Below are 13,792 nucleotides of genomic sequence, written 5' to 3'. Positions count from 1 at the left end.
CCGGGGGCGGAACCAGACCGGCACGGGCCCGGGGGCGGAACCAGACCGGCACGGGCCCGGGGGCGGAACCAGACCGGCACGGGCCCGGGGCGGAACCAGACCGGCACGGGCCCGGGGCGGAACCAGACCGGCACGGGCCCGGGGGCGGAACCACCAAGGGACCGGCGCACCGAGCCCCGCCGACGTTCGAGGCGCGCGTCCGGGCGGAGCCCGGTTCGGCCAGGGCGGGCGGGGGAACGGCTTCGCGCAGCGGCCCCCGGCCTACCCCTCCGCGATGACCACCGCCGACGCGATGCCCGCGTCGTGGCTGAGCGACACATGCCAGGAGCGGACGCCGAGTTCCGCCGCGCGCGCGGCGACGGTGCCGTGGACACGCAGGAGCGGGCGTCCCGAGTCCTCCACGCACACCTCGGCGTCCGTCCACAGCAGGCCCCCCGGCGCGCCGAGCGCCTTCGCCAGGGCCTCCTTCGCGGCGAACCGCGCCGCCAGAGAGGCATACCCCCGCTGCTCCCCGCTCGGAAGCAGCAGCTCCTGTCTCAGGAAGAGCCGCTCGGCCATGCCCGGCGTCCGCTTCATGGACGCGGCGAAACGGTCGATCTCCGCCACGTCGATCCCCACCCCGATGATCATCCGGCCTCACTCCACCGTCACGGACTTCGCCAGGTTCCGCGGCTGGTCCACCTCGTTGCCGCGGGCCGTCGCCAGCTCGCACGCGAAGACCTGCAGCGGCACCGTCGCGACCAACGGCTGGAGCAGCGTCGGTGTCACGGGGATCCGGACCAGATGGTCGGCGTACGGCACCACCGCCTCGTCCCCCTCCTCCGCGATCACGATGGTCCGGGCGCCGCGGGCCCGGATCTCCTGGATATTGGACACGATCTTGTCGTGCAGCACGGAGCGGCCCCGCGGCGAGGGGACGACGACGACCACCGGAAGGTCCTCGTCGATCAGTGCGATCGGCCCGTGCTTGAGCTCGCCCGCCGCGAATCCCTCCGCGTGCATGTAGGCAAGCTCCTTGAGCTTCAGCGCACCCTCCAGCGCCACGGGGTAGCCCACATGGCGTCCGAGGAACAGCACCGTCTTCTTGCCCGCCAGCGAGCGGGCCAGCTCCCGCACCGGCTCCATGGTCTCCAGGACCCGGTCGATGTGGCCGGAGATCTGCGCCAGATCGCGGACGACGGCCCGGATCTCGTCCGCCCACTTGGTGCCGCGGACCTGTGCCAGGTAGAGCGCCACCAGGTAGCAGGCGACCAGCTGCGTCAGGAACGCCTTGGTGGACGCGACGGCGACCTCCGGTCCGGCGTGCGTGTAGAGCACGGCGTCGGACTCCCTGGGGATCGTCGACCCGTTGGTGTTGCAGATGGCGAGGACCCTGGCGCCCTGTTCACGCGCGTGGCGCAGCGCCATGAGGGTGTCCATGGTCTCGCCGGACTGCGAGATGGCGATCACCAGCGACCGCTGGTCGAGGATGGGGTCCCGGTAGCGGAACTCGCTCGCCAGCTCGACCTCGCACGGGACACGCGTCCAGTGCTCGATGGCGTACTTGGCGATGAGGCCCGAGTGGAAGGCCGTCCCGCAGGCGACGATGACGACCTTGTCCGCCTCGCGCAGCACGGACTGCGGGATGCGCACCTCGTCGAGGGTCAGCGCCCCGGACGCGTCGATACGGCCGAGGAGCGTGTCGGCGACCGCCTTGGGCTGTTCGGCGATCTCCTTGAGCATGAAGTAGTCGTAGCCGCCCTTCTCGGCGGCGGAGGCGTCCCAGTCGACATGGTACGAGTGGACCTCCGCGGGCTCCCCGCCGAAGCCGGTGACCGTCACGCCGTCGCGGCGCAGCTCCACCACCTGGTCCTGGCCCAGTTCGATCGCGGACCGCGTGTGGGCGATGAACGCGGCCACGTCCGACGCGAGGAAGGACTCGCCCTCACCGACACCCACCACCAGCGGCGAGTTCCGCCGGGCGCCCACCACCACGTCCGGCTCGTCCGCATGGACCGCGACCAGCGTGAACGCCCCCTCCAGCCGTCTGCACACCATCCGCATCGAGTCCGCGAGGTCCCCGGTGGAGGAGAACGACTCGGCGAGCAGATGGGCGACGACCTCGGTGTCGGTCTCCGACTCCAGGTCGTGGCCGCGCTCGGCGAGCTCGGCGCGCAGGACGGCGAAGTTCTCGATGATGCCGTTGTGCACGACGGCGACGCGACCCGCGTTGTCCAGGTGCGGATGCGCGTTGACGTCCGTCGGACCGCCGTGGGTGGCCCAGCGGGTATGGCCGATGCCGGTGGAGCCGCTCGGCAGCGGACGTTCGACCAGTTCCTTCTCCAGATTGACGAGCTTGCCCGCCTTCTTCGCCGCGGCGAGCCCCCCGTCGACGAGTACCGCGACTCCGGCCGAGTCGTAGCCGCGGTACTCGAGCCGCTTCAGCCCGGCGATGACCACATCGAGCGCCGACTGTCCGCCGACGTAACCCACGATTCCGCACATACCAACCCTTTCGTGGCCACCCGTTGGGCGAGCAGTGGAGCCGCTCACCACTTCGGCGCCCCTTTGTGAGCCTATGAGGAGTTTCTCCCTCCGGAGCCCGCACAGCGAGTGCCACGACGAGCGCATTCGCGGGACCGGTATGCCGTCGCCCCATGATCCCAGAACCGGTGCGACGGCCCTCGCCGCCGCCTGCCGGGCCACCGCACCCGACCCGCACTCCTCGGACGCACCACCTGCTCGCGCCGCTCACGATGCGCGTTGCTCTGCTTCGGTGAAGGCTGATCACGGACGGGCGGCCGGGCAACGGCCGAACTACCGAGCGGCCGAACTGCCAACCGGCCGAGCGGCCAAGCGGCCTTCCGGCCGAGCGGCCGGAAGAGAACGACAGGAAGGCAGCATCATGGCTTCAGGCACTCCCACGACGTCGCACGGCACGAAGAACGGCTCCGCGACGGGCTGGATGATGTTCGCCGCTGTGCTGATGGTCCTCGGCGGAGCCCTGACCCTTCTGCAGGGGATCGCGGCGATCGCCGAGGACGATGTGTTCGTCGCCACCGACGACTACATCTTCCGGTTCAACCTCACGGGCTGGGGCTGGGTCCATCTGATCCTCGGCATCGTCATCCTGCTCGCGGGCGTCGCCCTGTTCAGCGGGGCGGTGTGGGCGAGGGTCGTCGGCGTGGCACTCGTGGGCCTGGGACTGATCGCGAACTTCCTGTGGCTTCCCTACCACCCCTTCTGGTCGATCGTGCTGATCGCCATCGACGTCTTCGTCATCTGGGCGCTCTGCACCGCCCCACGCTCGGCACGCCGCTGACATGTCCGCGGTCGCATCGTGCGGGTCGAGCGCCCGGCCACCGGACCGCTCACGGCACCACGGGCGCGAAGGGCACCGGCTGAAGCCGGACCGCCGGAAGGAATGACGCGATGGCGGAGCGCAGCGCTCGGTCTGCGTCGGCAGACGGCCCGGCGGGCCCACAGGAGCCGGAGCAACTGCGCGCCGTACTGCGCAGCCCCGGCTACCGCAAGGCGCTGATCTTCAGTGGACTGATCGGCATTCCCGTGTCGCTCGCCGCGTTCTGGCTGCTCGCCGCCCTGCACGAGCTCGAGCACCTGTTCTGGTCGTCACTGCCGAGGGCACTGGGCTGGGACACCCCACCGGCCTGGTGGCCGCTGCCCCTCCTGCTGATCGCCGGCATCGTCGTGGGGGCGGTCGTCACCCGTCTGCGCGGGGCGGGCGGCCACGTCCCCGCCGGCGGGCTCCACGCGGGCGCGCCGGCTCCGGCCGCGCTGCCCGGAGTGGTCCTGGCAGCGGCCAGCCTGCCTCTGGGCGCGGTCCTCGGCCCCGAGGCGCCCCTGATCGCCCTCGGCGGCGGGTTGGCCCTGCTCTTCCGGGACCTCGCCCGCGCCCCCGCGACACCGCGGAGCAACGCCCTGCTGGGCGCGGCCGGTGCGGCGGCCGCCGTCTCAGCCATCTTCGGCAACCCCCTGGTCGCCGCGGTGCTCCTGATCGAGGTGGCGGGGGTGGGCGGCCCTCAACTCGTCGCCGTGATGCTCCCCGCACTCCTCTCGAGCGGCGTGGGCTCGCTGATCTTCACCGGACTGGGGCGCTGGACCGGCCTGAAGACCGGGAGTCTCGGGCTGGACATCGCCGGCCCCGTCCCGCGCCTGGACATCGGTGACGTGCTGTGGGCGGTGGTGCTGGGCGTCGTCGTCGGTGCGCTCGTGCGACTGGCGGTGGCCGGCGGGCGGTTGACCGCGGCGTTCGTGGCGGCACGGCCGTTCCGCAGGACGGTGGCCTGTGCCGTGGCGGCCGGCGGCTGCGCGACCCTCTACTCGGTCACCACCGGACGCTCACCGGCGGAGGCGGCCCTGTCCGGACAGGCGACACTGGCCCACATGGCGTCCGCCCCCGCCGCCTGGGGCATCGGCGCCCTGCTGGCCCTGCTGGTCTTCAAGACCGCCGCCTACGCGCTCTGCCTGGGCAGCCTGCGAGGAGGCCCGATCTTCCCCGCTCTCTGCCTGGGCGGTGCCGCCGGTCTTCTCCTCTCGCCCCTGCCGGGTCTGGGGGTCGTACCGGGAACAGCCGCGGGCATGGCAGCGGCCGCCGTCAGCGCCCTCCGGCTGCCGGTCAGCAGCGTCGTGCTGGTGGTCCTGCTGCTGGGGAGCCCGGGCATGACGCCGGTGGTGATCCTCGCCGCCGTGGTCGCCTTCGTCACGACGGAGCTGATGCCGACCGGGCCCGCGCTCGAACCGGCCGCCGGTGCCCTGTCCGGACGCGGGGACGACGGCGCCGCGGCCAAGGGCTGAGCAGCACCCGAGCAAGGGCCTGGTCCTTCGTGGTCGCACCACCGCGCACCCCCGCGGGCCGCACCACCCCGGGCCCCGCGCGCCGCACCACCGCGCACCCTTGGGATCGCACGGCGCACGCGGGCCACGGGGTCAGGGGGCAGGGGAGTCAGCCGAGCTTGGCCACCTGGGCGTCGACGACGGCAGCCGGCAGGGGGAGCGGCTCACCCTCGGGAGCCATGATGTTGAACGAGGAGAACGTCGTGAAGGTGCTGCCCTCGCGCACGACGGCCAGGTTGAACGGCAGCTTCTCACCGTCCTGCTCGGAGGGCATCGTCCATGCCACGGCCTCGTCGCCGCCCGAGACCTTCGCCTCGGTCAGCTTGAGGACCTTCTGCTCCGCGCCGGACATCGTCATCGTGAAGCCACCGGCGCAGGCCGTGGCCGCGGACTTGAGCGCCGAGAACGCGTCGGCCGCGCCCCGGCTCTCGTAGGACGAGAGCGCGACCAGCGACGTGGTGATGTCGAAGGCACCCTCCATCGCGCCGTCGATCTCCTCGTCCGTCAGGTCGTCGAGGCCCTTGCCGGCTGCCTTCGCGTCGGGCTCCGCGGTGACCCTCCGCTTCACGGTGGCGACGGGCTCGCCCAGGGGCACACCGGCGAGCGCCCTGGCGACCGGCTCGCACTCGGCCTTGTCGGTCGTGACGTCCTTGGCGGCCATGTCGTCCTGCGGTCCGGCCTTGATCACCTTGTGGGCCTCGACGTCACCCTGGGCGAGCGCGGCCTTCTCCAGCTCGGCCGCGGACAGCGCCTTGGCCGCGGGCTTGGCGGCAGCGGACTCATCGCCCTTGCCCTTGGTCTCGTCCTTCGTCCCTCCGCCGGAACCCTCGCCACCACAGGCGCTGACGAGCAGAACCAGGGATGCCGCAGCGGCGGCCAGGGCAGTACGGCGTACGGCGGTGCTTCGCATGTGCAGACGTCCTCGTGTGATACGCAGCGACCCCTCCCGAGGCGGCGGCTCACGACCGGCCGATCCCGTGTCGCTGCTGGTGAGCCGTACTCTAGCCCGGAGCTCGGACATCGCCCGAGCCGTCATGCCTCGGCCCGGTGCGCCCGCATCGCCAAGGGAGAGAACGCCGGCGTGATGCCCGCCGCCCACACCGGCGACCACATCACCGGCTCTGCCCCCGGGACCGCCGAGGAGCAGCCCGCGGAACGCGTTGACGGACGGTCACCGGCGACCGTGACGCACGCCACCGGCAAGCCGGCCGGAACCGGCCTGCCCCGCCTCCCCGCGTGACCGAGCACACGGCCCACAACCGTGCCGTACGCACGACAATGGGCATGTGATCACTTCGCCGCCACGGAGCACCCACCGCCGGGCCGAGCACGCGTCGACCCCCTATGTCGACCTCACCCGCGCGGAGTGGAGCGCCCTGCGCGAGAAAACTCCGCTGCCCCTCAGCGCCGAGGAGGTCGAGCAACTCCGCGGGCTCGGCGACGTCATCGACCTCGACGAGGTCCGCGACGTCTACCTGCCGCTCTCCCGGCTGCTGAACCTCTACGTGCAGGCCACCGCCGGGCTGCGCGGCGCCCTCAACACGTTCCTCGGCGACGCGGGGAACGGCCACGGCGAGCAGCGCGGCACACCCTTCGTCATAGGGGTCGCCGGCTCCGTCGCGGTCGGCAAGTCGACCGTCGCCCGGCTCCTCCAGGCGCTGCTCGCCCGCTGGCCCGAGCACCCGCGGGTCGAGCTGGTGACCACCGACGGGTTCCTGTTCCCCATGAAGGAACTGCAGGCCCGGGGGCTGACGTCGCGCAAAGGCTTCCCCGAGTCGTACGACCGCCGGGCGCTGACCCGTTTCGTGGCCGACATCAAGGCCGGCAAGGACGAGGTCACCGCCCCGGTCTACTCGCACATGATCTACGACATCGTCCCGGACGAGCGCCTGACCGTGCGCCGCCCGGACATCCTGATCGTCGAAGGGCTCAACGTCCTGCAGCCGGCGCTTCCCGGCAAGGACGGCCGGACCAGGGTCGGCCTCGCCGACTACTTCGACTTCAGCGTGTACGTGGACGCCCGGCCGGAGGACATCGAGACCTGGTACCTCAACCGGTTCCGCAAGCTGCGGGCGACGGCGTTCCAGAATCCTTCCTCCTACTTCAGGAAGTACACCCAGGTCTCGGAGGAGGAGGCGCTCGACTACGCCCGCACCATGTGGCGGACCATCAACAAGCCCAATCTGCTGGAGAATGTGGCGCCCACGCGCGGCCGCGCGGCGCTGGTGCTGCGCAAAGGGCCCGACCACAAGGTGCAGCGGCTGTCGCTGCGCAAGCTCTAGCGCGCCGGCTCAACGGGCCGAGGCCGCCGCCCCGTACAGGACCGCGCCCGGCCCGCGACGTGAAGTCGCCGACCGGGCGCGGGCGTTGCCGGGACGCGGGCTCAGCCCAGCGTGGACTTCACCACGTCGGCCAGCCGCCCCGCGACGGTACGCGCCTGCTCGATGTCCGCGGCCTCGACCATGACCCGCACCAGCGGTTCCGTCCCCGACGGACGCAGCAGCACCCGCCCGGTGGAGCCGAGCTCGCGCTCCGCCTCGCCGACCGCCTGCGACAGCTCGGCGGAGGTCCGCACCCGGGACCTGTCGACGTCCGGCACATTGATGAGCACCTGCGGCAGCCGCTGCATCACTCCGGCCAGCTCGGCCAGCGAGCGGCCGGTCGCCGCGAGGCGGGACGCCAGCATGAGGCCGGTCAGCGTGCCGTCGCCGGTCGTGGCGTGGTCGAGCACGATCACATGGCCGGACTGCTCGCCGCCGAGCCCGAAGCCGTGCTCCTTCATGGCCTCCAGAACGTAGCGGTCGCCGACCGCCGTCTGCACCAGTTCGACGCCCTCGCGCTCCATGGCGAGCTTGAAGCCCAGATTGGACATGACCGTGGCGACGACGGTGTTGCCGCGCAGGGTGCCCGCCTCGCGCATGGCGAGCGCCAGCACGGCGAGGATCTGGTCGCCGTCGACCTCCTCGCCCCGCGCGTCGACCGCGAGGCAGCGGTCCGCGTCGCCGTCGTGCGCGATACCGAGGTCGGCGCCGTGCTCGACGACGGCGGCCTTCAGCAGGTCCAGGTGGGTCGATCCGCAGCCGTCGTTGATGTTGAGACCGTCCGGCTCCGTGCCGATCGTCACGACCTCGGCGCCGGCGCGTGCGAACGCCTCCGGCGAGACCCGGGAAGCGGCGCCGTGCGCCTCGTCGAGGACGACCTTGAGACCGTCGAGCCGGTGCGGGAGTACGGCGATGAGGTGGGCGACGTACTTGTCGAAGCCCTCGTCGTAGTCCCTCACGCGGCCCACACCCGCGCCCGTCGGCCGGTCCCACGGCTCGCCGGTCCGGTGCTGGTCGTAGACGTGCTCGATACGGTCCTCGAGCTCGTCGGCCAGTTTGTGACCGCCGCGGGCGAAGAACTTGATGCCGTTGTCCGGCATGGCGTTGTGGCTGGCGGAGAGCATCACGCCGAGGTCGGCGCCGAGCGCACCGGTGAGGTAGGCCACCGCCGGGGTCGGCAGCACACCGACGCGCAGCACGTCGACACCCGCGCTCGCCAGGCCCGCCACGACGGCTGCCTCCAGGAACTCTCCGGATGCGCGCGGGTCGCGGCCGACCACCGCGGTCGGGCGATGGCCCGCGAACGTGCCCGCTTCGGCGAGCACATGCGCCGCGGCGACGGACAGGCCGAGCGCGAGTTCCGCCGTCAGATCCGCGTTGGCGACGCCGCGTACACCGTCCGTACCGAAGAGTCGTCCCACTGTTGTCCTCCGAGAATGCTGATTGCTCGAAACTGGTACGCCCGAGGCGGGCGATAGACGAACGCCCCGGCAGCACGGAGTGCCGCCGGGGCGAACGAGAAGCCGTACAGGTGTCTGCAGGCCGGCTTGCGCTTAGCGCTTGCTGTACTGCGGAGCCTTACGGGCCTTCTTGAGACCGGCCTTCTTGCGCTCGACCGCACGGTCGTCGCGGGAGAGGAAGCCGGCCTTCTTGAGTGCGCCGCGGTTGTTGTCCACGTCCGCCTCGTTCAGCGCACGGGCCACGCCGAGGCGCAGGGCGCCGGCCTGGCCGGAGACGCCGCCACCCGAGATGCGGGCGATGACGTCGTAGCGGTTGTCGAGCTCGAGCACCTTGAAGGGCTCGTTGACTTCCTGCTGGTGCACCTTGTTCGGGAAGTAGCCCTCGAGGGTGCGACCGTTGATCTTCCACTTGCCGGTGCCCGGAACGATCCGGACACGGGCGATGGCGTTCTTGCGACGGCCCAGGCCGGCGGCCGGCTGCGGCTCGCCGAAGCGGGACGCCACGGACTCGGAGGTGTACTCACCCTCGACCGGAACCTCGGTCTCGGTGGTGTACTGCTCGACGTCAACCTCTTCGAGCGGGGTCTCGGCGGTGGTCTCAGCCACGATTCTCCTCAGATTCTTTTCGTCTTAGGGGGTGGCCGGACTTACTGCGCGACCTGGGTGATCTCGAACGGGACCGGCTGCTGGGCAGCGTGCGGGTGGTTCTCGCCCGCGTAGACCTTCAGCTTCGAGAGCATCTGACGGCCCAGGGTGTTCTTGGGGAGCATGCCCTTGATGGCCTTCTCCACGGCCTTCTCGGGGCTCTTCTCGAGCAGCTCGTCGTAGCGGACGGAACGCAGACCACCCGGGTAGCCGGAGTGGCGGTACGCCATCTTCTGGGTCCGCTTGTTGCCGGACAGGTGCACCTTCTCCGCGTTGACGATGATGACGAAGTCACCGGCGTCGACGTGGGGGGCGTAGATCGGCTTGTGCTTGCCCCGGAGAAGGGTAGCGGCGGTGGTCGCCAGACGGCCCAGGACGATGTCCTGCGCGTCGATGATGTGCCACTGACGCGTCACATCGCCGGGCTTGGGGCTGTACGTACGCACGGTCGTAGCCTTCGCTTCTTCAGTGAGTGTGGTCCTGACAAGGCCACCCGGACGATCACGACAGCCCTGGAGGCGCACGGGGACGCAACCCGTACACCTGCCGCTGGTCATCGGCCCGGTGGACCGGCGTAAGGGCCCCTCACGTGAGATAGAGCAAGCCAATACGCATAACGAACCAGCAGAATACCCGCCGTGGCCCTGGCGGGTCAAAACAGGTCCCCGCCGCCGTCCGCGAGCGGCCGCTGCGCGGTGCGCGCCCCTCCCCGCCCCTGCCCTGAACCCGGTGCCCGCCCCGGGCCGGCTCGCCGCGCGTACCGACGCACTCCGCGGCGCCGTCTCGTTCGAACGCGACCCGCTCGGCCAGGTGATACGCAAGGGCGGCTCGACGGCCGTCGGACCCTGGTCCGCTCCCCGGGCCGGGTTCGGGGCTCCATCCCGGGGCCCGGTACCGCGTCGCGCGGTGGCCTCGAACGCCGGCCGGGCCGCTTCACGGCCTCGCCGGTGTTCACGGCGCGGGGGCCGGGGCGAAGCCCCCCGCAACCGGGGCCCGGGCGCCGGGTCGCGCGAGAGCTACCGCGCGCGCACCACGCGCCGCTCGTCCCACACCGGCTCCGGCGTCTCCCGGACCACCCCGTCCGAGCCGAAGACCAGATAGCGGTCGAAGGAACGCGCGAACCAGCGGTCGTGCGTGACCGCGAGCACCGTGCCGTCGTACGCCTCCAGGCCCTCCTGCAGCGCCTGGGCCGACTCCAGGTCCAGGTTGTCCGTCGGCTCGTCGAGCAGCAGCGCCGTCGTCCCCGCCAGCTCCAGCAGCAGGATCTGGAAGCGGGCCTGCTGCCCGCCCGACAGCTTCTCGAACGGCTGGTCCCCCTGGCGCTCCAGCTCGTACCGCCGCAGCACCGACATCGCCCCGCCCCGGTCCTTGGCGTGCTCCGTCCACAGAATGTCGACGAGCGTGCGGCCCAGCAGCTCGGGGTGCGCGTGGGTCTGGGCGAAGTGCCCGGGGACGACCCGCGCGCCCAGTTTCCACTCCCCCGTGTGGGAGACCTCCTCCCCCGCCAGAAGCCGCAGGAAGTGGGACTTGCCCGAGCCGTTGGACCCCAGCACGGCCACGCGCTCTCCGTAGAAGACCTCCAGGGAGAACGGCTTCATCAGCCCGGTGAGCTCCAGCCCGGTGCAGGTGAGCGCACGCACACCGGTCCGTCCGCCCCGCAGCCGCATCCTGATGTCCTGCTCCCGCGGCGGCTCCGGCGGCGGACCGGCCTCCTCGAACTTCCTGAAGCGCGTCTGCATCGCCCGGTACCTCGACGCCATGTCCGGGCTGTTCGCCGCCTGCTGCCTCAACCGCAGCACCAGCGCCTTCAGCCTGGCGTGCTCCTCGTCCCAGCGGCGCTTGAGCTCCTCGAAGCGCGCGAACCGCTCCCGCCGCGCCTCGTGGAACGTGCCGAAACCGCCGCCGTGCACCCACACGTCCGACCCGGCGGGTCCCGGCTCCACCGCCACGATCCGCTCCGCGGCCCGTGCCAGCAGCTCCCGGTCGTGGGAGACGAACAGGACCGTCTTACGGGTCTCCTTCAGCCGGTCCTCGAGCCAGCGCTTGCCCGGCACGTCCAGATAGTTGTCCGGCTCGTCGAGCAGCAGGACCTCGTCGGGGCCGCGCAGCAGCGCCTCCAGCACCAGCCGTTTCTGTTCGCCGCCGGACAGCGTCCGCACCTGACGCCACTGCGCCTTCTCGTACGGCACTCCGAGCGCCGCCATGGTGCACATGTCCCAGAGGGTCTCCGCCTCGTACCCGCGCGCCTCGGCCCAGTCGCTCAGCGCCTGGGCGTACCGCATCTGCGCGGCCTCGTCGTCCACGGTCATGATCGCGTGCTCGGCGGCGTCGACGGCGACGGCCGCCTCCCTGATCCGGGGCTGGGCCACCGAGACCAGCAGATCCCGCACCGTCCGCTCGTCCCTCACCGAGCCGACGAACTGCCGCATCACCCCGAGACCGCCGCTGACCTGCACCGAACCTCCGTGGGGCTGGATCTCCCCCGCGATCAGCCGCAGCAGTGTGGTCTTGCCGGCGCCGTTGGCCCCCACCAGCGCCGCCACCGCGCCCTCGCCCACCCGGAACGAGACGTCCGCGAGGAGCGGACGGCCGTCCGGCAGGTAGTACTCGAGATGCCCGGCCTCTACATGTCCCATGGGGCCGATTGTGAGGGCAGCAACCGTCCCCGCCCAACAGGTTTAGGATGCGCGGCATGAGCTTTGGGCAGGGGGGGCCTCAGTGGGGCTCCGGCCGGCAGGACCAGAACCCGTACAACCAGGGCCAGTACGGACAGAACCAGTACGACCACGGCCAGACGCCGTACGGGCAGACGCCGTACGGCCGGGACTCCGCCGACCCGTTCGGCAGCCGGTCGGACAGTGACGCCGGCACGCCCGACTGGGCCGCGCTCGCCGAGGCGTCCGCCGCCCGCACCCGGCGCAAGCGCTGGCTGATGGTCGGCGGCGGCGCGCTGGCGACCGCGCTGATCGCCGGTGCCGTGGCGACCGCCATCGTCTCGTCCAACGACGACGGTGCCGAAAACGCCGCCGACAAGAACAGCAGTCAGCTCCCCGCGCCGCCCGACCTGCCGCGGAACAGCACCGCGCCGGAGCCGTCCTTCTCGTCCGTGGCCCCGCTGCCGCCGCCGGACCCGAAGGACTTCATATCCGACCGGAAGAAGGACACGCTGCCGCTGAGCGCGGAGACCCTCTTCCCCGGCAGGGCACTGACGATGGGCGACCGCGTCTACGACAAGGGCGCCCTGGCCCGCACCGGCAACTGCGCGTCCGCGGTCAAGGGCGCCCTTGTCGGCGCGCTGGAGAACAACGGCTGCGAGCAGGTCTTCCGTGCCACCTACAGCAAGGACGGCATCGCCGTCACGGTCGCCGTGGCCACCTTCGAGAACGCGACGAAGGCGAAGAAGGCGCTCCAGCAGGCGTCGGGCAGTGTCGTACCGCTGCCGGGCGCGGGCGTGCCCGCCTTCTGCAAGGGCGGGCCGGTCTGCCGCTCCACCTTCAACGCCTACGGCCGCTACGCCTACTTCACGACCACCGGCTACACCGAGGCCAAGTCCGTCACCAAGGGCGACACCAAGGCGTTCCAAACGGGCGACGACCTCGGCGAGTTCACGTTCCGTCAGATCGTGCGCCGGGGCGAGGCGCAGGCGTCAGCCGCAGCCTCCGCAGCCGCCCGTTAGCGGCGCGAGCGGTGCCGCGGGCAGCGAACGCCGGTTGCGCGCCTCCTTGTTGCGGGCGGCCAGCAACGCGTCGGCCGGGTAGCCGACCTCCTCCAGCGTCAGCCCGTGCGGCCGTACGACGTGCACGGCCGAGTCCCGCACTCCGGCGGCCAGGACCTGGGCGGGCCACTCGGCCGGCCGGTGCCCGTCGCCCACGAACAGCAGGGCGCCGACGAGCGAACGCACCATGTTGTGGCAGAAGGCGTCGGCCTTCACGGTCGCGGTGACGACGCCCGACGGGTCCCGCTCCCACGACAGCTGCTGCAGTGTGCGGATGGTCGTCGCCCCGTCGCGCTTCTTGCAGTACGCGGCGAAGTCGTGCTCCCCGACCAGGCCGGCCGCGGCCTCGTTCATCGCCGCCACGTCCAACGGCCGGTCGTGCCACAGCACATGACCGCGGAGCAGCGGGTCCACGCCCCCGGGGGCGTCGGTCACCCGGTACGCGTACCGCCGCCAGATCGCGGAGAAGCGCGCGTTGAACCCCTCGGGTGCCTCGGCCGCCCTCCAGATCCGCACATCGCGCGAGAGCCGCCCGGCGAGCCGCTTCAGCAGCTTGTCGCGGTGCTCGGCCCAGACCTCCTCCGGCAGGTCCACGTGCGCCACCTGCCCGCGTGCGTGCACCCCGGCGTCCGTACGCCCTGCGACGGTCAGTTCGTACGTCGCCCGCGAGCGCGTCACCGTGCGCAGCGCGTCCTCGATCTCGCCCTGGACGGTCCGCCGGCCGCCGGCCTGCTTGGCCCAGCCGGAGAAGTCCTTGCCGTCGTACGAAAGATCCAGCCGCACCCGGACGTGCCCGGGCTCCACCTCGTCGCTCACGC

13 protein-coding genes are annotated in these 13,792 nt (G+C 71.7%); 5 read left to right on the top strand and 8 right to left on the bottom strand.

Going from position 1 to position 13,792, the window contains the following annotated elements:
• Positions 1-261: 261 nt before the first annotated feature.
• Both AB0903_RS06365 and glmS read right to left on the bottom strand, forming a co-directional pair.
• On the bottom strand, positions 262-630 hold the full coding sequence (locus AB0903_RS06365; protein WP_366699528.1) for a holo-ACP synthase: 369 nt from the start codon (positions 628-630) through the stop codon (positions 262-264).
• A gap of 6 nt (positions 631-636) precedes the next feature.
• Entirely contained in the window at positions 637-2,484 is a 1,848-nt protein-coding gene (gene glmS, locus AB0903_RS06360; RefSeq protein WP_366699526.1) for a glutamine--fructose-6-phosphate transaminase (isomerizing), read from the bottom strand.
• A 400-nt stretch (positions 2,485-2,884) separates the two neighbouring features.
• On the opposite strand from glmS, the gene AB0903_RS06355 reads away from it, so the two are divergent.
• Together AB0903_RS06355 and AB0903_RS06350 are read left to right on the top strand one after the other, a co-directional pair.
• Positions 2,885-3,301, top strand: a complete 417-nt coding sequence (locus tag AB0903_RS06355; RefSeq protein WP_366699524.1) for a hypothetical protein — start codon at positions 2,885-2,887, stop codon at positions 3,299-3,301.
• Between the two features lie 110 nt (positions 3,302-3,411).
• Positions 3,412-4,794 (top strand): chloride channel protein, encoded by a 1,383-nt coding sequence (locus tag AB0903_RS06350; protein WP_366699522.1) that lies wholly within the window; start codon positions 3,412-3,414, stop codon positions 4,792-4,794.
• A 148-nt stretch (positions 4,795-4,942) separates the two neighbouring features.
• Here AB0903_RS06350 and AB0903_RS06345 read toward each other — a convergent pair whose 3' ends face one another.
• On the bottom strand, positions 4,943-5,743 hold the full coding sequence (locus AB0903_RS06345; protein ID WP_366699520.1) for a hypothetical protein: 801 nt from the start codon (positions 5,741-5,743) through the stop codon (positions 4,943-4,945).
• A gap of 171 nt (positions 5,744-5,914) precedes the next feature.
• On the opposite strand from AB0903_RS06345, the gene AB0903_RS06340 reads away from it, so the two are divergent.
• Both AB0903_RS06340 and coaA read left to right on the top strand, forming a co-directional pair.
• Positions 5,915-6,073, top strand: coding sequence for a hypothetical protein (locus AB0903_RS06340; RefSeq protein WP_366699518.1), 159 nt, complete (start codon positions 5,915-5,917; stop codon positions 6,071-6,073).
• Between the two features lie 46 nt (positions 6,074-6,119).
• Positions 6,120-7,115 (top strand): type I pantothenate kinase, encoded by a 996-nt coding sequence (gene coaA / locus AB0903_RS06335; RefSeq protein WP_366699516.1) that lies wholly within the window; start codon positions 6,120-6,122, stop codon positions 7,113-7,115.
• 101 nt (positions 7,116-7,216) lie between these two features.
• On the opposite strand, the gene glmM is transcribed toward coaA, so the two are convergent.
• The 4 genes from glmM to AB0903_RS06315 all read right to left on the bottom strand — a co-directional run bounded on the left by glmM (position 7,217) and on the right by AB0903_RS06315 (position 11,895).
• Positions 7,217-8,575, bottom strand: a complete 1,359-nt coding sequence (gene glmM, locus AB0903_RS06330) for a phosphoglucosamine mutase (protein WP_366699514.1) — start codon at positions 8,573-8,575, stop codon at positions 7,217-7,219.
• 132 nt (positions 8,576-8,707) lie between these two features.
• Positions 8,708-9,220, bottom strand: a complete 513-nt coding sequence (gene rpsI, locus AB0903_RS06325; protein ID WP_366699512.1) for a 30S ribosomal protein S9 — start codon at positions 9,218-9,220, stop codon at positions 8,708-8,710.
• 41 nt (positions 9,221-9,261) lie between these two features.
• On the bottom strand, positions 9,262-9,705 hold the full coding sequence (gene rplM / locus AB0903_RS06320) for a 50S ribosomal protein L13 (RefSeq protein WP_366699510.1): 444 nt from the start codon (positions 9,703-9,705) through the stop codon (positions 9,262-9,264).
• Positions 9,706-10,275: 570 nt separating this feature from the next.
• On the bottom strand, positions 10,276-11,895 hold the full coding sequence (locus tag AB0903_RS06315; protein WP_366699508.1) for an ATP-binding cassette domain-containing protein: 1,620 nt from the start codon (positions 11,893-11,895) through the stop codon (positions 10,276-10,278).
• A 56-nt stretch (positions 11,896-11,951) separates the two neighbouring features.
• Between AB0903_RS06315 and AB0903_RS06310 the strand changes: the two genes are divergently transcribed.
• Entirely contained in the window at positions 11,952-12,935 is a 984-nt protein-coding gene (locus AB0903_RS06310; protein ID WP_366699506.1) for a hypothetical protein, read from the top strand.
• Here AB0903_RS06310 and truA read toward each other — a convergent pair.
• A complete protein-coding gene (gene truA, locus AB0903_RS06305; protein ID WP_366699504.1) occupies positions 12,906-13,790 on the bottom strand; it encodes a tRNA pseudouridine(38-40) synthase TruA in 885 nt (294 codons plus the stop codon). The two genes, AB0903_RS06310 and truA, sit on opposite strands and share 30 nt — an antisense overlap.
• Between the last annotated feature and the right edge of the window lie 2 nt (positions 13,791-13,792).

Source organism: Streptomyces sp. NPDC048389, from assembly GCF_040706335.1.
Taxonomy (GTDB): Bacteria; Actinomycetota; Actinomycetes; order Streptomycetales; family Streptomycetaceae; genus Streptomyces.
This window is presented reverse-complemented; position numbering and strand designations above follow the sequence as displayed.

What these genes read in the sequence shown, in the direction of transcription:
- AB0903_RS06345 (WP_366699520.1), bottom strand. Translation starts at nt 5,743, where the DNA reads ATGCGAAGCACCGCCGTACGCCGTACTGCCCTGGCCGCCGCTGCGGCA.
- AB0903_RS06350 (WP_366699522.1), top strand. Translation starts at nt 3,412, where the DNA reads ATGGCGGAGCGCAGCGCTCGGTCTGCGTCGGCAGACGGCCCGGCGGGC.
- AB0903_RS06310 (WP_366699506.1), top strand. Translation starts at nt 11,952, where the DNA reads ATGAGCTTTGGGCAGGGGGGGCCTCAGTGGGGCTCCGGCCGGCAGGAC.
- AB0903_RS06365 (WP_366699528.1), bottom strand. Translation starts at nt 630, where the DNA reads ATGATCATCGGGGTGGGGATCGACGTGGCGGAGATCGACCGTTTCGCC.
- glmS (WP_366699526.1), bottom strand. Translation starts at nt 2,484, where the DNA reads ATGTGCGGAATCGTGGGTTACGTCGGCGGACAGTCGGCGCTCGATGTG.
- AB0903_RS06355 (WP_366699524.1), top strand. Translation starts at nt 2,885, where the DNA reads ATGGCTTCAGGCACTCCCACGACGTCGCACGGCACGAAGAACGGCTCC.
- AB0903_RS06315 (WP_366699508.1), bottom strand. Translation starts at nt 11,895, where the DNA reads ATGGGACATGTAGAGGCCGGGCATCTCGAGTACTACCTGCCGGACGGC.